We start from the raw sequence: 18,628 nt of genomic DNA on the forward strand, positions 1-18,628 counted from the left end.
CCCCCGCCCTCCCCGCGCACGGATGCCTATGCGGCGCAACTCCGCTCGCTGGGCGTGCTGGCCGAACCCAGCATCGTGCACCGGGTGGATCACCAGGACGCCGTGGCCTCCGGCCTCGGCGTCACCGAATACGCGCCCTGCGGCCGGGCCGCCGAGGAGATCCGCGCCCTGTGGGGCTGGCTCGACGCGAAGATGAGCCGACCGGAGGTGGAAGCGTCCTGAGCGGGCCCACATCGGCCAACCGACCTTTCACCTCGCCCTAATAATTAAAGCCTGCCTGATCGGCTCTCTCGGCGAATACTCATTGCAGAGTCGATTATCCCACCAGACCACCTCATCCTGAGGTGCCCGTTGCTTAAGCAGCGGGCCTCGAAGGAGCCCTCCAGTCGTCTCGCGATCCCTGGAAGCCTCCTTCGAGGCCGCTACGCGGCACCTCAGGATGAGGTAATGCCTTGGAAAAACACCTCAAACAGGCTTTGTAGGTATCTCGGGTTTCAGGACGCGAAACCCGCTCAGCGCTCCCCGAATGCCGCCAGGATGCGCGCCCAGGAGCGGGTGCCCTTGTGGAAGCTCCTGAGATCGTACTTCTCGTTGGGCGAATGGATGCGGTCGTCATCCAGGCCGAAGCCGATGAGGAGCGTGTTGCGATCGAGCAGCCGCTTGAAGTCGCCGACGATGGGGATCGAGCCGCCCGCGCCGATGGTGACGGCGGGAACGCCCCATTCCTCGGCGAGTGCCCCCCTCGCGATGTCCAGTTCGGGCATGTCGAAGGGCAGGCTGATGGCGCGGCTGCCCTTGTAGCAGGTCACCTCCACCGAGCAGTCCGACGGGATTCTTTCGCGCACGAAGGCCTCGAAGGTCCGGGCGAGCTGTTCCGGGTCCTGGTCGTCCACGAGGCGGAACGAGACCTTGGCACTGGCCTCCCCCGCGATGACCGTCTTGGTGCCCTCGCCGGTATAGCCGCCGATGATGCCGTTGACGTCGCAGGCCGGGCGCGATTGGATCAGCTCGATCAGCATGCGCCCGCGCTCGCCGGCAGGCTCCTTGAGGCCGATTGGGCCGAGGAACTTCTCGGCCGTGAAGTCGAGCCCGCGCCACTGCTCCAGGATGTCGGCGGGCGTCTCGCGCACGCCGTCGTAGAAGCCCGGCAGGGCCACTCTTCCATCCGAATCGTGCAGGTCGGCGATGATTGTCGACAGGACGTGGATCGGGTTGCGCGCGGCACCTCCGAAGAAGCCCGAATGCAGGTCACGGTCGGCGCAGGTGACCTTCACCTCGAAATAGGCGAGGCCCCGCAGCGACGTGGTGATGGCCGGCGTGGTCGGGTTCCACATGCTGGTGTCGCAGACGAGGACGATGTCGGCGGCAAGCTTGTCGCGGTTGGCCGCGACCCATTCGGGCAGGCCTTGAGAGCCATTCTCCTCAGCGCCCTCGATCAGCAGGGTGACGCCGCAGGGCAGCTCGCCCTCCATGGCGATGAAGGCACGGCAGGCTTCGACGAAGGTCATGACCTGACCCTTGTCGTCCGAGGCCCCGCGCGCCACGATCTGCTTCTCGCCCTTGGCGTTCAGCGACAGACGCGGCTCGAAGGGCGGCGTCTCCCAGAGGTTCAATGGGTCCACCGGCTGCACGTCGTAATGGCCGTAGAACAGCACGTGCGGCTTGCCGGGTTTAGGCGCATGGGCCAGCACCACCGGATGCAGCGAGGTCTCGTGGATGGCCGTCTCGAACCCGAGCGCCGTCAGATTGCCCTCGAGCCACTGCGCCGCGTCGCGGCAATGCCCGGCATAGGCCGGATCGGTGGAGATCGACGGGATCCGCAGGAAGGCGAACAGCCGCTCCAGGGCATTGTCGAGGTCGCGGTCGATGTCGTTGAGAACCGGGTCGAGGGCGGCCATCGCGCGTCCTTGTGGCAAGCGGGGATGGCGACAGGGTTAGCCGAGGGGATGGGCGGGCGCAAACCAAGTCGGTGAGCGTCGTGGGCTCGGATGACACTCCAACGCCGCTCGCCACGCTTTCGAGGATCGACACGGAAACCACCCTCCCGGGAACAGGCTTAGATTGGAACGGTTATCGAGTGGACCGGTGCGGGGCGTGGACGTTTCTTCCCCTCGCGCCTCCGCCCATTCGAGAAACACGGCCGGCATCTCACCGGTCCCGATCCCTCAGGACATGCCCATGCTCATCGACAGCGGATCACCCGGGGCGCCAGCCACCATCGGCATCAGCCTGACCATCAACGGCGAGGTCCGTGAGCTTCAGGTGGCGCCGTGGACCACCCTCCTCGACCTGCTGCGCGAGGATCTCGACCTCACCGGTACCAAAAAGGGCTGCGACCACGGCCAGTGCGGCGCCTGCACCGTGCTGGTGAACGGCACGCGCATCAATTCCTGCCTCGCGCTCGCCGTGATGAAGGACGGCGCCGAGGTCGTCACCGTCGAGGGGCTGGCCAAGCACGGCGGCCAGGACGGCGCGATGCATCCGCTCCAGGCCGCCTTCGTGGAACGCGACGCCTTCCAATGCGGCTATTGCACCCCCGGCCAGCTCTGCTCGGCGGCCGGCATGATCGCGGAAGGTCACGCCACGTCGCGCGAAGAAATCCGCGAGGCCATGAGCGGCAACATCTGCCGCTGTGGCGCCTACACCAACATCGTCGATGCCATCGAAGACGTGATGCACGCGGGAGCTGCCCGATGAACCGCTTCGATTACGTTCGTCCGACCACGGTCGAGGAGGCGGTGCGGGCCATCGGCTCCGCCGCCAATGCCCGCTTCATCGCCGGCGGCACCAACCTCGTCGATCTGATGAAGTACAATGTCGAACGGCCCGAGCGCCTCGTCGACATCACCCGCCTGCCCTTGGAGGCCATCGAGGAGCATGACGGGGGCCTGCGCATCGGCGCCCTCGTCACAAACTCTACGGTGGCCTACGACGAGCGCATCAAGGAGCGCTACCCGCTCCTGTCGAGCGCGATCCTGGCCGGTGCCTCGGGCCAGCTGCGCAATGCCGCCACCACGGGCGGCAACCTCAACCAGCGCACCCGCTGCTATTATTTCTATGACGAGGCGACGCCCTGCAACAAGCGCGAGCCGGGCTCGGGCTGTCAGGCGATCGGCGGCGTCAACCGCATCCACGCCATCTTCGGCACCAGCGAGGCATGTATCGCCACCCACCCGTCCGACATGTGCGTGGCGCTGGCGGCCCTCGAGGCTGAGGTCCGCGTCACCGGACCGGGCGGCGAGCGCCGCATCCCCTTCGCCGAGTTCCACCGCCTGCCGGGGGACACACCGCAATACGACACCACCCTGAAGGCGGACGAGATCGTCCTCTCCGTCGATCTTCCGGACGCGGATTTCGTCGGCCACCACACCTACCTGAAGCTGCGCGACAGGCTCTCCTACGCCTTCGCCCTGGTTTCGGTGGCCGCCGTGATGAAGCGCGACGGCGACACGATCACCGAGGCCCGCTTCGCCCTCGGCGGCGTCGCGCACAAGCCTTGGCGCAATACCGAGGCGGAGGCCTCCCTCAAGGGCAAGTCCGCCACCCGCGAGAGTTTCGAGGCCGCCGCCGAGATCGTGATGCGGGAGGCCAAGCCCCAATCCGAGAACGGTTTCAAGATCGAGCTCGCCCGGCGCGCCATCATCCGGGGCCTGACCCAGGCCGCTGCCGGCACGCCCCAGTCGCAATCCGACAAGCGCATCGCCTGAGGACCCGTCCAGACATGGCAAACAGCATCTCCTCCACCGGCACGGACAGCTTCGTCGGCACCGCGCGTAGCCGCGTCGACGGCCCCGCCAAGGTCACCGGCCTCGCGAAATACGCGGGTGAATTCACCGCCGCCGATCTCGCCCATGGCTACGTCGTCTCCGGTGGGATCGCCAAGGGCCGCATCACCGCCATCGACAGCGCGGCGGCGGAAGCCGTGCCCGGTGTGCTCAAGGTCTTCACCCACGAGAACCGGCCGCGCACGGCCTGGCTCGATTACAATTACCAGGACGCCGTGGCGCCCCCCGGCTCACCGTTTCGTGCCTTCTACGACGACAAGATCCATTACAGCGGCCAGCCGGTGGCCCTTGTGGTAGCCGAGGATTTCGGCACCGCCCGCTATGCCGCGTCCCTGGTGAAGGTCTCCTACGAGGCCGAGGAGCCGCTGACCGACGTCGAGCGCCAGCGCGAATTCGGCTACGAGCCGCCGAAGAAGCGCGCCGGCATCAAGCCGCCGCCCGAGCCCTGGGGCGATGCCGATGCCGCCTTCGCTTCGGCCCCGATACAGCTGCGAGGCGACTACACGCTCGCCGTGGAGCACCACAACCCGATGGAGCCGCACGCCTCCACGGTGGTATGGGACGGCGACGGCGCGATCACCGTCTACGACAAGATCCAGGGTGTCTCGAACAGCCAGGGCTACATCGCGGGCGTGTTCGGCATGGACAAGGACAAGGTGCGGGTGCTCAACCCGTATCTCGGCGGCGGCTTCGGCCTCGGCCTGCGCCCGCAATACCAGCTCTTCCTCGCGGTCATGGCCGCGCGTGAGCTCGAACGTTCGGTGCGGGTGACCCTCACACGCGACCAGATGTTCACCTTCGGCTACCGCCCCGACGTGCGCCAGACCATCTCCCTCGGCGCGGACGAGGGGGGCAAGCTCCGGTCGATCAAGCACGATGCCCTGTCGGGTACCTCGCGGTTCGAGGATTACCAGGAGGTCGTGGTCAACTGGTCGGCCATCCTCTACGGGGCCTGCGAGAACGTCTCCCTCGACTACAAGCTGACGCAGATCGACACCTACACTCCCGCCGACATGCGGGCGCCGGGGGCGGTGACGGGGGTGTTCGCCCTCGAGATCGCCATGGACGAACTGGCCCATGCCACCGGCCAGGACCCGATCGCGGTACGCCTCAAGAACTACACCGACCGCGACCCCACCGAGGACAAGCCCTTTGGCTCGAAGGCCCTGCGCGCTTGCTACGAGCAGGGCGCCGAGCGCTTCGGCTGGTCCGAGCGCAATCCCGAGCCGTGTTCCATGCGCGACGGCAAGGAACTCGTCGGCTGGGGCATGGCCACCGGCGTGTGGGAAGCGCTGATGCAGAAATCCTCGGCCCAGGCGACGCTCACCGCCGACGGCAAGCTGGTGGTCGGTAACTCCACCGGCGATATCGGCACCGGCACCTATACGATCCTTACCCAGATCGCCGCCGATGCCCTCGGCCTGCCGATGGAAGACGTGACGACGAAGCTCGGCGACACCGACCTCGCCGAGGCGCCCGTGGCCGGCGGCTCGTGGACGGCGGCTTCGTCCGGCACGGCGGTGATGAAGGCCTGCCGCAAGATCGCGGCGGATGTCTTCGCCATGGCCCGTGCCATGGACGACTCGCCGCTCGCCAATGTCGATCTCGAGCGCGTCGTCTTCACCGGCGGCCGGATCGAGATGGCGGGCGACCCGTCGCGCAGCGTCTCCCTCGTGGACGCCATGAAGGCGGCCGGCGTCGACAAGGTCGAGGCGACCGAGAGCGCCGGTCCGGATGCGGGCCACATGAAGGAGTTCGCCTCCTACACCCACTCGGCCGTGTTCGCGGAAGTGAAGATCGACGAGGAGTTGGGCCAGGTCCGCCTCACCCGGATCGTCTCGGCCATCGCGGCGGGCCGGATCATCAACCTCAAGACCGCCCGCAGCCAGATTCTCGGCGGCGTGGTCATGGGGATTGGATCGGCGCTGGAGGAAGAGTCCATGCTCGACCATACGGTCGGCCGGTTCATGAACCACAATTTCGGCGAGTATCATGTGCCGGTGAATGCCGACATCCACGACATCGACGTGATCTTCGTGGAGGAGGACGACAAAGCCAACCCGATGGGCGTCAAGGGGCTGGGCGAGATCGGCATCGTCGGCACGGCGGCGGCGATCGCCAACGCGGTGTTCCACGCCACCGGCAAACGCATCCGCGACCTGCCGATCACCATCGACAAGATCATCGGGTGATCGAAGCGACGGAATGATGGAACCACCAAGCGATCCGGGCCATCCGCGGCGGTCCGGGTCGTTCGCTGACGGCAGTCGGCTCAACTCGCCAACGACAGCGACTCCCCGACAGAGCGTTTCGCCCGCAACTCCACCACCCGCTCGGCCAGATACTCCGTATCCCGCGCGATCCCGGAGAAGCGGCCGGAGCCCCAGGTGTGGAGCCAGGGTAGGCCGACGACATAGAGGCCGTCCACCGGGGTCACGCCGCGCGTGTGGATCGGGAGGCCGCGCCCGTCGAAGGCGGGGGCGTCGATGAAGCCGTAATCGGCGCGGAAGCCCGTCGCCCAGATCACGCTGCCGATGCCGGCCGCCTCGGCATCGAGGCTCGGTGTGTGAGGTCCCGGCACCCAGAGCGGGGTATAATGCGCCTGTTCGGGAGCGGCGATCCCCTTGGCGGCGATGTGCCTGTCGATGGCGCCCTGGATGCCGGTATAGACCGCATCCGCGTTATCGAGATTCCGAGCGAGATCGTCGGCGAAACGGAGCACCGGGCCGTCGATGGATTCGAGGCGGCCGTGGAGGCTCATGCCTTCCAGGGCGAAGTGGCGCAGGTCGATGTCGCGGCCCCCGTCCCGGCCGGTGAGGTAGTGGTTGGCCTTGCGCCGCACATCCTCCTTGAGCGGATGGTCCTCCACGGGGAGGTCGTACTGGCCCATATCGGCGAGCCAATCGACGGCATCGCGCCCGCGATGAACGCGCGGGCAGCGCGGAGCCGAGCCCACCACGAGATGGACCTTGCGGCCGGACAGGTGAAGGTCCTCGGCGATCTGGCAGCCGGACTGGCCGGAGCCTACCACCAGCACCGCGCCGTCCGGCATCTGACTCGGATTGCGATAGGTCGAGGAGTGGATCTGCCGTAATCCGGCGGGCAGGCGTGCGGCGAAGGCCGGGATCGCGGGCACGTGATAGCCGCTGATTGCCATCACCACCTGATCGGCGGTGTGTTCGCCCCGGCTCGTCGCCACGCTGAAGCCGCCCTTAGGCCTGCGCCGGATCGCGGTCACCGCCACGCCCTCGGCCACGGGGGCCTCGATCGCCCTTGCATAGGCCTCGATGTAGCCGACGATCTCGTCCCTGGGCATGAAGCCGTGGGGCTCCTCACCCGGATAGGGGAAGCCCGGCAGCTGGCACTGCCAGTTCGGCGTCACCAGGCAGAAGCTGTCCCAGCGCTGGGTCTTCCAGGCATGGGCGATGGTGTTCTTCTCGAACACGATGTGGTCGATGCCGTGCCGGCGGAGCTGATAGCTCATCGACAGGCCGGCCTGGCCGCCGCCGACGACGATGACCGGATGGTGCGAGGGGGGCGTCGGGGTCTGGTCCATGGGGGCGTCCTTCCGGCTCGGGCCGCTATTCCTCGAAGGCTTCGACGGTGACGCGGGCGTCGGGCGTGGCGGAGAGCGCCGTCGCCCGCGCCTCGATCCGGGCGAGCTGTCCGAGGGCGAGGCTGCAGGGGAAGCCGTAGCGGGCCTCCACGCGCGCGCTGGCGATGGTCAGCGCCGCCCGGCTGCGGGCGACGAAATCGGCGACGGCATAGGTCTCGCCGACCCCGAAATGCTCCTTGATCACGAGGGAGGGCGAATAGCAGGCCTCGCGTTGGCCATCGGGCCAGCGCACGTGAAAATGCATTTCAGGCATCCGACATCTCCTGTTTGCGGGCGGCGAGGGACGCGTAAACCGGGCGGTGCTTCTCGGCGCAGGCGCGCCAGGAATGCGCTTCGGCGACGGCGAGGCCCGCTTTGGCCAACCGCTCCCTGGCGGAGGGCCGGAGGGCGGCGCGCATGCCGTGGAGGACCGATCCCTCGTCGTCCGGGTCGACGAACACCGTGTCCGCGGCCGTGAGATACTCGGTGAAGGGAGCCCGGTCGGAGACGATGGTCGGCGTGCCGCTCGCCATCGCCTCGAGCACGCAGAGGCCGAATCCCTCCCTGAGGGAGGGAAACACCAGGGCGTCGGCGAGGCGGTAGAGGGCCGGCATCGCGGCCTGGGGCACCGGCCCCGTCTGCACCACCGGACGGCCGGGGCCGACATCGAGGCCGTTGCGGTCGAGGGCCGCGCGGCAGCGGGCCTGATAGCCGGAATGGTCGAGGAGCGAGGCGCCGCCGACGACGAGGAGCTGCGCCGCCGGCCGCTCCTGCCTCAGCCGGGCGAAGGCCTCGATGATGGCGAGGCTGTTCTTGCGCTCCTCGAACCCGCCGACGCTGAGGAGGATCGGCCCCTCGCCGAGGCCCCACTCGCTCCGCAATGCAGTGTCCCCCTCCCCCGGCTCGGGCCCGAAGGCGTCGGTATCGACACCGTTGCCGACATTGAGGGCGGCGAGCCCGTAATCCCGCGTGAGCGCGCCCTGCCACAGGCTGCTGACGCAGAGGAGCGCGGTGGCGTCGAAGATCGCCCGGTCGTGCCAGTAGGCGAGCTGCGGATCGGAGAAGAGGTCGACGTGGTGGACCGTGCGGACGAAGCCGGGGATCAGGCGGCGGCGGGTGAGGGTGGAGAGCGCGTTGCCGCTGATCGCGTCCTGGGCATGGAAGACGTCGTAGTCGCAGGCCGCCGGCGACGCGAAATGGCGCAGGTAATCCTCGATCCGGGTGCGGACGAGGTCCACCGTCGATCCCGAGACCGGCCGCGCCGCCACCGAGATCACCGGACAGGACGTCTTGCGGAAAAAGCCGGTCCCCGAAGGATCCGGCGCATGGACCGTCGCGCTGTGGCCGAGGGCGGCGAGCGCTTCGCCCAGCGCCAGGGCGTGGACCACCCCGCCGCGCGGATGGGTGGAATGCGCGAGGATCGCGATGCGGAGAGGCCCGGTCATTCTCGTCACGTCTCCTGCCCGCAGCCGATCAGGGGGCTCGCGGCGAAGTCCCAGACCACGGCCTCTTCCGTCCCGTCGGACACCGTCGCGATGCGGCCCGCATCGACGCCGCCGATGACGGAGGCGGCGATCCCGCGATCCGTGAAGCGCCGGAGGACCGGCGCGACGTTCGACGGCGGCACGCTGAGGAGGTAGCCGAAGCTCGGAAAGGCGGTGAGCCAGCGGGCGAGACCGATCCCCTCGGGGCGCGGGATGCGGTCCAGCCGGATGGCGGCGCCGACGCGGGAGCATTCGAGCAGCATCAGCGCCGTGCCGACGAGGCCGGCCATGCTGATGTCCTTGGCGGCCTTGGCGAGGCCGTCCTCGGCGATGCCGGCGAGGATCGCGGTGTCAGCGCGCAGGCGCTCGGCCGGGGCACCGGTGGCCGCATCCCAATAGGGGTGCGGATCGCGAAAGCGGCCGCGCAGGTCGATCGCCGCGACGAGGCTGTCGCCGGGCATGGCGTCGAAGCTGGTGAGGAGGCGCTTTGCCCGGCCGAGGATGGCGACAGCGAGATGCTCGCCCGCGTTGCGGGTGTTGCTGTGCCCGCCGACCACCGGCACGCCGAAGGTCTCGGCCCCCGCCCTCAAGCCGGCCAGGACCGGATCGGCATGGGACTGGTCGCGGCTCCACAGGGCATCGACCACCGCGATGGGGCGTCCGCCCATGGCGGCGATGTCGCTGACATTGACCATCACCCCGCAGAACCCGGCGAAATACGGATCGGCGGCCACGAACCCGTCCATGAACCCCTCGATGGCCAGGAGCAGGTAGCCGTCCCCGTCGGGGATCGCGGCGCAATCGTCGCCGAGCGGTACGGCGGCGGCGCGCCCGCCGAGGCCGAGCCGGCCGATCACGGCGTCGATGTCCCGCTTGTGGGCGAGGCCGCGCCCGTTGCGGATGCCGTGGGCGATCTCGGCGAGGGAGGGCGGCAGGGTCATGGTCAGGCCGTCCGCCGGAGGAGCGTGACGAGGCCGCGCTCGGGGTCGACCATGGGCGGGAAATGCGCGAGATCGGCCTGCATCAGGTGATGGGCGCGGCCATGCAGTTCGACCTCGGTGAGGCTCGTCCAGTGCAGCGCCTGGAACAGGGGCGCGTTGGCGCTCTGCACATGGGCGAGGAAGCGGGTGCAGCCCCGCGCATGCGCCGAGGCCACCGCCACATGGATCAGGCCGGCGCCGAGCGCCCCGACCCGGCGGTAGTCGCGGGCCACCGCGAGGCGCGAGCCCCACCATTCGCCGGGCCGGTCGGCGGTCTCGTGGATGCGCACGGTGCCGACGACGGCATCCGGGGCGCCACCGAGGGTCGAGAGGGCGCAGATCGGGATCGCCACCGCGTCGACGGCATCGCGGTCGTCGCCCTCGAAGATCCCCTGCTCGGCGCAGAAGACCTGCCGTCGCAGGGACGCCGTGCCGGCCCGCTCCCAGGGAGCGGTGGCGAACTTGATCCGGAAATGGCTCGACCGGTAGGCCGGAACGGGCTCGAACATCGTCCCGCTCACCGCTCGTAGGTGGAGAGGGCCGAGCAGGCGCCGCAGCGTCCGCAGCCGGCCTTGATGTCGGTGGAGCGCAACCCCGCCCCCGCCAGCATCGCCGCGAGCGGCTGGAGCACGGAATGCATGAAATCCGGCGAGGGGGCGGGATGGTCCTCCAGCGGCGTGCCGGAAATCGGCACGAACGGCACCACGAACGGGTAGACGCCCATGCCGATCAGGCGCTCGGACATCGTCAGGATGGCTTCCGCCGTGTCGCCGAGACCGGCGAGGATGTAGGTCGAGACCTGACCCTTGCCGAAGACCGGCACGGCGGCGGCGAAGGCCTGGACGTAGCGATCCAACGGCACGCTCGCCTTGCCGGGCATGATCGCGGCGCGCACCTCCGGCGTCACCGCCTCGAGATGCAGGCCGAGCGCATCGACGCCCGACGCCTTCAGCCTGGCGAACCAGCGGTCGTCGTCCGGCGGCTCGCACTGGGCCTGGATCGGCAGGTCGACGGCCGCCTTCACCGCGAAGGCGCTCTCGCACAGGACCGCGGCGCCGCGGTCGGTGGCGTTGGGCGTGCCCGTGGTCATCACCATGTGCTTGACGCCGTCGAGGAGGACGGCGGCGCGGGCAACCTCGGCGAGTTGCTGCGGCGTCTTGTGGGCGATGGTGCGGCCGGCCGCGAGCGACTGCCCGATGGAGCAGAACCGGCAGGTCTTGGTGCGGCTCTGGTAGCGGATGCAGGTCTGCAGCACCGTGGTGGCGAGCACGTCGCGACCGTGCAGCACGGCGATCTTCGAATAGGGCACCCCGTCGAGGGTCTGGAGCCCGTAGAAGCGCGGCTTGCCCGGAAACGTCACCCGGCCGATCACCGTGCCGTCATGCTCGATCACGCTCGACCCGTCGGCATCGGGCCGGCGCACGAGGTAGGGTGAATCGAAGGCGCCCGCCGTATGGACCGGCACCATCACGGTGCGGCCGGCGATGGTCATCGCCTTGTGGTCGGAGGGCCCGGCCCCGCCCCGGCGGCTGGCGACACCGGCGCGGGTGTCAGCCAGCCTGACTCCGTAGGATTGCAGGGCGTTGATCAGGTGCTCCGTCGGCATCCCCTGGTAGACCGGGGACGGCGCCGGCGACGAAGCGGCCGGGGAGGTCAGCAGCGGAGAGTCGCTCATGGTCGGTGCTCCGGGGATGCGGGATGTCCGATGCGGGCGTGGTCACCACCGTGCGGGCGGGACGCGCGTCGTGGTTGAGGCTGAGGAGTTCGGGGCGGGCGTAGTGGCCGACCGAATCCATCATCCGCTTGCGCTTGGTGACGAGCGCCATGTCCATGTCGGCGACGAGGATGCCCTCGCCTTCCGTCATCGGCGGAACGAGATGCTTGCCCTCGGGCGAGACGATGGCGGTGCAATTGCCGCCGCGCAGGGCCCCGCGCATCCGCTCGTCGGGAGAGATTTTTGCGATCTGCGCCTCGGTGAGCCAGCCGGTGGCGTTGACGACGAAGGCGGCGGCCTCCAGGGCGTGGTGCCGGATCGTCACCTCCATCTGGTCGGCGAAGATCTGACCCACCATGGAGCCGGGGAACTGGGCCGCGTGGATCTCCTCGTGCTGCGCCATCAGGGCGTAGCGGGCGAGCGGGTTGTAATGCTCCCAGCAGGCGAGAGCCCCGACCCGGCCCACCGCCGTCTCGACCACGGTGAGCCCGGCACCGTCCCCCTGCCCCCAGATCATGCGCTCGTGATAGGTCGGCGTGATCTTGCGGCGCTTGAGCAGGAGCGTGCCGTCGGCGTCGAAGATCAGCTGCGCGTTGTAGAGCGAGCCGTGGTCGCGCTCGTTGATGCCGAGCACGATCACCGCGCCATGCCGGCGGGCTGCCGCCGAGACCGCCTGCGTCACCGGCCCCGGCACCGTCACCGCGCCCTCGTAGAGCCGCAGGTGCTCCGGCCCCTGCGCCGCCGGCGGGGCGATGAAGGAAAAGTACGGGTAGTACGGCACGAAGGTCTCGGGGAACACGATGAACCGCGCGCCCTTGCCCGCCGCTTCGTCTGTCGCGGCGAGCACTCTTTCCAGCGTCCCGCCCGGCCGCTCCAGATCGGGGGAGATCTGGACGGCGGCGGCGCGCACGATGCGTGGCTCGGACAAGCGTGACTCGGACATGGGTCCGTTCCTTGGGGATCAGTGGTTGCCATGCCGCCGCAGGGACTGGCACGCCCGACACTCAGCGCAGCGCCCCCTCTCCCCGCCCGCGGGGAGAGGGGGCGGGCGAACCTCACACCGTCCAGGTGTCGATCACCACGGCGTTGTCGCGCTTGTGCAGGAGGACGAGGTCGAGGACGTCGGTGGGGGCGATGGGGCGGATACCCTCGATCAGCGAAGGTTCGCCGTGGCCGTAAAGGGCCTGGAGCGCGAAGCGGCAGGCATAGACCTTGCCGCCTTCGGAGAGGAACTTCACGATCTGGTTGTTCATGTTCATGTGGCCGGGGAAGGCCTCGTCGCCGAGCGTCGGGAAGCCGCGCTGGACGCCGAGCGTCACGCCCGGCCCGTAGAGCAGGACGGAGGTCTCGAACCCCTTGCGCAGCAGACGGGTGGCCTGCAGCAGGTTCACGAAACCGATGGAGCCCTCGAACGCCACCGTGTGGAAGGTGACGAGGGCCTTCTGGCCCGGCTCGGCCTTCACGTCCTCGAAGACCTTCTCTTCGTAATCGACGAAGTAATCGCCTTTCTTATGGTGCTCGGCACTGACGGCTGGCATCGGAAACACTCCCTGATATCGCGATGTCCGCCGCGATCATTGCCGGCGACGGCCTATCAGGGGATGGCAATCCGTGTGCCAGCGTCGAAGACAATGCGATCCAGCCAATTCCACGCTGGGCAATTCATACAATCATGCAGTCAATACGCAGTGAGATGCGCCATCTCTCTCGCTCGCGACGATGCCTAAAAACCGAACACCGGATGCATAGATGCTGGACACATGCATCCGGATACTGCCGACTTATTTGACTGTATTGACTGGAATTCCATGCGGAACCAACTCAGGGGTTCGGCGGCACGACGATTGCTATCCATACAATCCAACATGGGATGGATATTGACTGGATCTGCGATGGCAATCGGACGAGGATCGAGGAAGCCGGGCCGCAGCGCCGGGCCGACGACGAGCCCATCTCCGCCGCCGGACGGCTGGACGCCGGATCTCGGGCGCTGGGGCAAGCCGCATTACCTCGCCATTGCCGAGGCCATCGCCGACGATATCCGCACCGGACGGCTCGCCGTCGCCGAACGCCTGCCGCCGCAGCGCGCGCTCGCCGAGCGGCTGGAGCTGAACTTCACCACCGTGGCGCGCGGCTATGTGGAGGCGCAGCGCCGTGGCCTCGTGGAGGCGAGGGTCGGCCAGGGCACGTTCGTGGCCGGTCCGGCGATGCCGGTGCCGGCACTCAGGATCATGGCCCCGCGCCGGCACGGCCCCGTCGACTTCACCATGAACCTGCCCCCCGAACCCGACGACCCGGCCCTGCTGGCACGGATGCAGGGCGGCCTCGCTTCGGTCTCGGAGGACCTGCCGAACCTGCTGCGCTACCAGGGCTTCGGCGGTACCCCCGAGGACAAGGACGCGGCGATCGAATGGCTGCGCCGCCGCGGCCTCGAAGCGTCCCGCGACCGCCTGCTGATCTGCCCCGGCGCCCATGCCGCCATCGGCGCCGTGATGAGTCTCGTGGCGCAACCGGGTGACACGATCTGCTGCGAGACGTTGACCTATCCCGGCGCGCGGGCGCTCGCCGCCCATCTCGGCATGCGCCTCGTCGGGTTGCCCATGGATGCGGAGGGGATCGACGCCGCCGCCTTCGCGGCCACCTGCACCCGGCACGCGCCGAAGGCGCTCTACCTCAACCCGACCCTGCAGAACCCGACCACGATCACCATCTCGCCGGCGCGGCGCGCGGACATCGTCACCGTGGCACGACGCTACAACGTGGCGATCATCGAGGACGACGCCTACGGTTTCGTGCCGGTGACACCGGCGACGAGCTTCTACCAGCTGGCACCGGAGATCACCTATCACGTGGCCGGCCTCGCCAAATGCCTCGGCGCCGGCCTGCGGCTCGCCTACATGCTGGCGCCCAGCGCGCGGGCGGCGCTCCAGCTGACGGCGGCCCTGCGCGCCTCCACGGTGATGGCCTCGCCGATCACCACGGCCCTCGCCACGCGCTGGATCGGCGACGGCACCGCCGAGGCGATCCTCGCCTTCGTCCGCTCGGAATCCCGGGTCCGCCAAGGCATCGCCACCGGGATGCTGGGGCGGCACGGCGCGACCGCCGACCCCGCCGGCTTCCACCTCTGGCTATCCCTGCCCGAGGGCTGGACCCGCTCGGCCTTCGCCAGCCAGGCCCGCGCGGCGGGGATCGGCGCGGTGGCGAGCGACGCCTTCCTCGCCGCCGGCGAAGCCCCGGAAGCCGTGCGGATCTGCCTCGGCGGCCTGGCCGGCCGCGCGGAAATCGCGCAATCGCTGGAAATCCTGGCCCATGCCCTGTCGCACTCGCCTGCGCTGGCTTCGGCTTATATCTAGCGGATCACATCGGACGCTTCGTGCCCACTTGGGGTGTTCGTGATGGCTGTTGACGGAGGATCAGTCGCCGGGCGGCTCGAACCATCCGACGAGCTCGGCCCAAGCGTTGGCGCCTTCGACAATGATATCGAACACAGGGTCCTTGATATCGTAGTAGGCCTCGGCATCAGCCGGAAAACGTTCTGCTAGACGCTGCTTTATCAAAGCGTAAGAAGCGGCGGCAACGGGCCGGGCACGCAGAAAGTCTCGACAGACCAGGGCGAAACGCTGGTTGAAGCGGCCCTTCTGTCGGACGTGCACGTTCGCTGCTCGACCCTGGCCTCGATAGGATCGCTTTTCCAACTCCCGAGCAGGAAGCTCGAGTCTCGGAGGGCAGTGGTCGCTCAGGATGCGCGTACTTTGGAAGCCCTCTCGCTCGAATGCCGCGTCTTCCACCCGTTCAAGGTCGTCTACTGTCAGTTGAACGTCGATCACATCCTTTGCCGCCAATCCTGGCACCGCCGTCGAGCCAATATGATGGATGTACGACCCGGCCGGTGCCGCCCGAAGCAGAGCAGGTTTCAAAGCAGCAAACTCGGCCGACCAACTGGCCTGAGGAGGAACGATAAGGATCTGCATGGTCTGCCATGGTGGAACTGGTGGCTCTGTTCCGCAATCGGAATGTCGTGGCCCAGCTCCGTCGGCTTCCGGCCGCCAGCCAAAGCAGGGTCTCGGTAGATCCGCGGCAAGTCGCTCTCAAGATGTGCCTAGCGGATCGCACGATGAGTTCGGAGCAATGTATGAAACAAGACCAATCGGCCCAAATCAGAGCCGGCAATGGATCGGCCCTCATCTTGGCTGATCTCGGGAAATCCTGTGGACAGCGACGACCTGTCCCTGCACGGGGCGGAACCTCCCCGGCGGCGATCGGTTTGCCATGTCCTCCTCGGGGTCAGCCTCGACCGACGACGATCCGGAGCCTCATGCTGTTTCCCACCAACGATTCCGTGCATCCCCTCGCGCTGAAATTCCACGCCTTCATCAAGGATCAGCCCTTCCCTTGCGTCGGCGCGAAATCCGCCCTTGCCAAGGGCCAACTGAAGGTGCTGGTCGCCCGCGACGTCGCCTCGGGCTGGGACGACACACGGATCTATCCGGCGCTCCTCGCCTTCATCTGTCGCTATCGGGCGAACCCGAAACTGTTCCAGAGCTTCGCCGTGGTGTTCGAGGACGCGTCGCCCCTGTCCGAGGAGCGGTTCGAGGGGCACCTGTGGGACCGGGTACAGTCCCTGTCCGACAAGGACGCCTTCCTCGGCCAGCGTTACGACAAGCGCGTGCAGGCCGACCCGGACGATCCGCATTTCGCCCTGTCCTTCGGCGGCGAGGCGTTCTTCCTCGTCGGGATGCATCCCGGCGCGAGCCGGCCGGCCCGCCGCTTCTCGCATCCCGTCCTCGTCTTCAATGTGCGCGCACAGTTCGAGCAGCTGCGTGAAGAGGGCCGCTACGAGGGGCTGCGCTCGGCGATCCTCGCCCGCGACGAGGCGCTGGCCGGCTCGATCAACCCCATGCTGGCCCGGCACGGCGATGCCTCCGAGGCGCGCCAGTACAGCGGCCGCGCCGTCGGCGGCGACTGGGTCTGCCCGTTCCAGGGTCGGGCCAAGGGCGACAACGACCGCCTCGCCGAGGATGGCCGCGATGCCGCCTGACACCGCCCTCCCCCCGATCCGTCGCCAGGAAATCGCACCCCGCAGCGGCGTCGCCTTCGAGCTCGCCAAGGGCGATCGCCTGACCATCATCGACCCGAAGGGCGAACAGGTGGCAGACCTCCTCGCCTTCTCCGTGGCCGACCGCGACGAGGTGATCTCGTCGGGCCGCACCCTCGACTACGCCAGCCGCATCTACCTCACGACGGGCGATCCGATCTATTCGAACCGCTCCAACGTCCTCCTGCGCATCGTCGAGGATACGGTGGGGCGGCACGATTTCCTGCTTACCCCGTGCTCGGCCGACACGTTCCGGATCATCTATGGCGACACACATCCGCACCACGGCTGTTTCGGCAACCTCGCCGCCGCGCTCGCGCCCTACGGCATCGAACCGGACCGCATCCCGGTGGCCTTCAACGTGTTCATGAACGTCACAGTGAACGGCGAGACCGGGGAATTGAAGGTTGAGCCGCCCCTGAGCCGGGCCGGCGATCACGTGACCTTCGAGGCCGAGACCGACCTCATCATCGGCCTCACCGCCTGCTCGGCCCTGCAATCGAACAACAATGCCTTCAAGCCGATCCATTACGAGATCCGGCCCGCAGGTGCGGCGCCGCAATCGCCCTGACCCTGCGCCTCGTGCTAGGGGCCCCGCTGCCCCGGACACGAGACCAGCGCCATGACGACCACGAAGCCCGCCCTCGCCCGCGCCGTCGCCTATGCCGATGGCGGCTGCGATCCCAATCCCGGCCCCGGCGGCTGGGGCGTGGTGATCGAGGGCCCGGAGGGCAAGGTCGAACTCTGCGGCGGTGATCGTGCCACCACCAACAACCGCATGGAACTGACGGCGGCGATCAGGGCCCTGTCACATTTCCCCGCCGGCTCGGCGATCGAGATGCGCTGCGACAGCCAGTACGTCATCAAGTCGGTGACCGAATGGATGCGCGGCTGGAAGGCGAAGGGCTGGCGCACCAGCACCGGGCCGGTGAAGAACGTCGAACTGATGCAGGAACTCGACGCCCTCAACGCCGCCCGCGACGTGAAATGGACCTGGGTGCGGGGCCATACCGGCAATGTCGGCAACGAGCGCGCCGACCGGCTGGCGGCACAGGGCCGGCGGCAGGCCCTCGGACTGGCTCCGGCGAGCGAGCCGGTTCCGTCCCCCGCCGTCCCGGCGGTGGTGCCTCCTCCGGGCGTGGCGGCGGAAGCACCGGCTCCTGCCCCCCGCACGACGCAGGTGGCGATCGATCTCGGCCTCGGCCTCGACGTGTCGCGGGGGGCCAAGCTCGCCGGCCTCACGCCCCAGGCCTTCGTCGAACGGGCGATCCGCGTGGCGCTGAAGCTCGGGCCAGACGGCATCGCCCGCGTGCTGGATGGTGGTTCCGCCAAGCCGTGAGCCTTGAGCAAGCCGTGAGCCTCGGGGCGGATTTCTATGCGCGGCCGGCGGCGGCGGTGGCCTCAGACCTGATCGGATGCCGCCTCCTCGTCTCCGGGATCGGCGGGCTCGTGGTCGAGACCGAGGCCTATGACCGGAGCGACCCCGCCTCCCATAGTTTCAACGGCCCGACCCGGCGCAATGCGAGCATGTTCGGGCCGCCGGGCCATGCCTATGTCTACCGCTCCTACGGCATGCATTGGTGCCTCAACCTCGTCTGCGAACCGGGGAGCGCGGTACTGATCCGCGCGCTCGAGCCGGGCCAGGGGATCGAGACCATGCGCGAGCGGCGCGGGCTCGACGCGCTCCGCCTCCTCTGCGCGGGGCCGGGCCGCCTGTGTCAGGCCCTGGCGGTGACGAGCCTGCACGACGGCCTCCCCCTCGACCGGCCGCCCTTCGAACTGGAGCGACGGAGCGCAACGCCGGACATCGTGGCCGACCGCCGCATCGGCATCACGCGTGGGGCGGATACCCCTTGGCGCTTCCTCCTCGCGGGATCGGCCTATCTCAGCAAGCCGGTGTCGCGCCGACGGGAATAGGCCGGCGGGAACAGGGCGGAAGTGCCTTCGATGTCGCGGTAATTCCCGGAATCTCGCG

The 18,628-nt window shown here is 68.5% G+C and carries 18 protein-coding genes and 1 pseudogene; 9 read left to right on the top strand and 10 right to left on the bottom strand.

The features are described from left to right. A pseudogene (locus FV220_RS09565) lies at positions 1-222 on the top strand (ParA family protein); the annotation flags it as partial. Between the two features lie 290 nt (positions 223-512). On the opposite strand, the gene FV220_RS09570 reads toward FV220_RS09565, so the two are convergent. After that, positions 513-1,898 carry a dipeptidase gene (locus tag FV220_RS09570; protein ID WP_147831030.1) on the bottom strand — a complete coding sequence of 462 codons (1,386 nt, stop codon included), beginning with the start codon at positions 1,896-1,898 and terminating at the stop codon, positions 513-515. A 280-nt stretch (positions 1,899-2,178) separates the two neighbouring features. Between FV220_RS09570 and FV220_RS09575 the strand changes: the two genes are divergently transcribed. The 3 genes from FV220_RS09575 to FV220_RS09585 are packed head-to-tail and all read left to right on the top strand — an operon-like array spanning position 2,179 to position 5,977. Next, entirely contained in the window at positions 2,179-2,697 is a 519-nt protein-coding gene (locus FV220_RS09575) for a (2Fe-2S)-binding protein (RefSeq protein WP_147831032.1), read from the top strand. Beyond that, a complete protein-coding gene (locus tag FV220_RS09580) occupies positions 2,694-3,707 on the top strand; it encodes a xanthine dehydrogenase family protein subunit M (protein ID WP_147831034.1) in 1,014 nt (337 codons plus the stop codon). The genes FV220_RS09575 and FV220_RS09580 overlap by 4 nt, the downstream gene beginning before the upstream one ends. A 14-nt stretch (positions 3,708-3,721) precedes the next feature. Next, on the top strand, positions 3,722-5,977 hold the full coding sequence (locus FV220_RS09585; RefSeq protein WP_147831036.1) for a xanthine dehydrogenase family protein molybdopterin-binding subunit: 2,256 nt from the start codon (positions 3,722-3,724) through the stop codon (positions 5,975-5,977). Positions 5,978-6,057: 80 nt separating this feature from the next. Here FV220_RS09585 and FV220_RS09590 read toward each other — a convergent pair whose 3' ends face one another. The 8 genes from FV220_RS09590 to FV220_RS09625 form a co-directional block, all read right to left on the bottom strand. Next, positions 6,058-7,341 (bottom strand): MSMEG_0569 family flavin-dependent oxidoreductase, encoded by a 1,284-nt coding sequence (locus tag FV220_RS09590; protein ID WP_147831038.1) that lies wholly within the window; start codon positions 7,339-7,341, stop codon positions 6,058-6,060. A gap of 25 nt (positions 7,342-7,366) precedes the next feature. After that, positions 7,367-7,654, bottom strand: coding sequence for an MSMEG_0570 family nitrogen starvation response protein (locus tag FV220_RS09595; protein ID WP_056248311.1), 288 nt, complete (start codon positions 7,652-7,654; stop codon positions 7,367-7,369). Beyond that, positions 7,647-8,825, bottom strand: coding sequence for an MSMEG_0565 family glycosyltransferase (locus FV220_RS09600; RefSeq protein WP_147831040.1), 1,179 nt, complete (start codon positions 8,823-8,825; stop codon positions 7,647-7,649). Before FV220_RS09600 ends, FV220_RS09595 begins: the two co-directional genes overlap by 8 nt. A 5-nt stretch (positions 8,826-8,830) precedes the next feature. Next, the gene (locus FV220_RS09605; RefSeq protein WP_056147676.1) at positions 8,831-9,805 is read right to left on the bottom strand and encodes a sll0787 family AIR synthase-like protein; all 975 of its coding nucleotides are present in this window, start codon (positions 9,803-9,805) and stop codon (positions 8,831-8,833) included. A gap of 2 nt (positions 9,806-9,807) precedes the next feature. Then, the gene (locus FV220_RS09610) at positions 9,808-10,353 is read right to left on the bottom strand and encodes an MSMEG_0567/Sll0786 family nitrogen starvation N-acetyltransferase (RefSeq protein ID WP_056147680.1); all 546 of its coding nucleotides are present in this window, start codon (positions 10,351-10,353) and stop codon (positions 9,808-9,810) included. Positions 10,354-10,361: 8 nt separating this feature from the next. After that, on the bottom strand, positions 10,362-11,450 hold the full coding sequence (locus tag FV220_RS09615) for an MSMEG_0568 family radical SAM protein (RefSeq protein ID WP_056147683.1): 1,089 nt from the start codon (positions 11,448-11,450) through the stop codon (positions 10,362-10,364). Further along, positions 11,395-12,486, bottom strand: a complete 1,092-nt coding sequence (locus tag FV220_RS09620) for a Nit6803 family nitrilase (protein WP_187273373.1) — start codon at positions 12,484-12,486, stop codon at positions 11,395-11,397. The genes FV220_RS09615 and FV220_RS09620 overlap by 56 nt, the downstream gene beginning before the upstream one ends. Before the next feature lie 127 nt (positions 12,487-12,613). After that, the gene (locus FV220_RS09625) at positions 12,614-13,096 is read right to left on the bottom strand and encodes an MSMEG_0572/Sll0783 family nitrogen starvation response protein (protein ID WP_018041839.1); all 483 of its coding nucleotides are present in this window, start codon (positions 13,094-13,096) and stop codon (positions 12,614-12,616) included. Between the two features lie 354 nt (positions 13,097-13,450). Here FV220_RS09625 and FV220_RS09630 point away from each other — a divergent pair, with 354 nt between their 5' ends. Continuing rightward, positions 13,451-14,911, top strand: a complete 1,461-nt coding sequence (locus FV220_RS09630; protein ID WP_056147688.1) for a PLP-dependent aminotransferase family protein — start codon at positions 13,451-13,453, stop codon at positions 14,909-14,911. Positions 14,912-14,971: 60 nt separating this feature from the next. Here FV220_RS09630 and FV220_RS09635 read toward each other — a convergent pair whose 3' ends face one another. Then, positions 14,972-15,529 carry a GrpB family protein gene (locus FV220_RS09635; protein ID WP_056147693.1) on the bottom strand — a complete coding sequence of 186 codons (558 nt, stop codon included), beginning with the start codon at positions 15,527-15,529 and terminating at the stop codon, positions 14,972-14,974. A 344-nt stretch (positions 15,530-15,873) separates the two neighbouring features. Between FV220_RS09635 and gntA the strand changes: the two genes are divergently transcribed. The 4 genes from gntA to FV220_RS09655 are packed head-to-tail and all read left to right on the top strand — an operon-like array spanning position 15,874 to position 18,570. Next, the gene (gene gntA, locus FV220_RS09640) at positions 15,874-16,596 is read left to right on the top strand and encodes a guanitoxin biosynthesis heme-dependent pre-guanitoxin N-hydroxylase GntA (RefSeq protein ID WP_147831044.1); all 723 of its coding nucleotides are present in this window, start codon (positions 15,874-15,876) and stop codon (positions 16,594-16,596) included. Next, a complete protein-coding gene (locus tag FV220_RS09645) occupies positions 16,577-17,224 on the top strand; it encodes an urea carboxylase-associated family protein (protein ID WP_187273372.1) in 648 nt (215 codons plus the stop codon). The genes gntA and FV220_RS09645 overlap by 20 nt, the downstream gene beginning before the upstream one ends. Before the next feature lie 51 nt (positions 17,225-17,275). After that, complete coding sequence (gene rnhA / locus FV220_RS09650; RefSeq protein ID WP_056160875.1) at positions 17,276-17,992, top strand: ribonuclease HI; 717 nt, start codon at positions 17,276-17,278, stop codon at positions 17,990-17,992. A 14-nt stretch (positions 17,993-18,006) separates the two neighbouring features. After that, positions 18,007-18,570 carry a DNA-3-methyladenine glycosylase gene (locus FV220_RS09655; RefSeq protein WP_147831067.1) on the top strand — a complete coding sequence of 188 codons (564 nt, stop codon included), beginning with the start codon at positions 18,007-18,009 and terminating at the stop codon, positions 18,568-18,570. Positions 18,571-18,628: the final 58 nt, after the last annotated feature.

Source organism: Methylobacterium sp. WL19 (genome assembly GCF_008040005.1).
In the GTDB taxonomy this organism is placed as follows: Bacteria; Pseudomonadota; Alphaproteobacteria; order Rhizobiales; family Beijerinckiaceae; genus Methylobacterium; species Methylobacterium bullatum.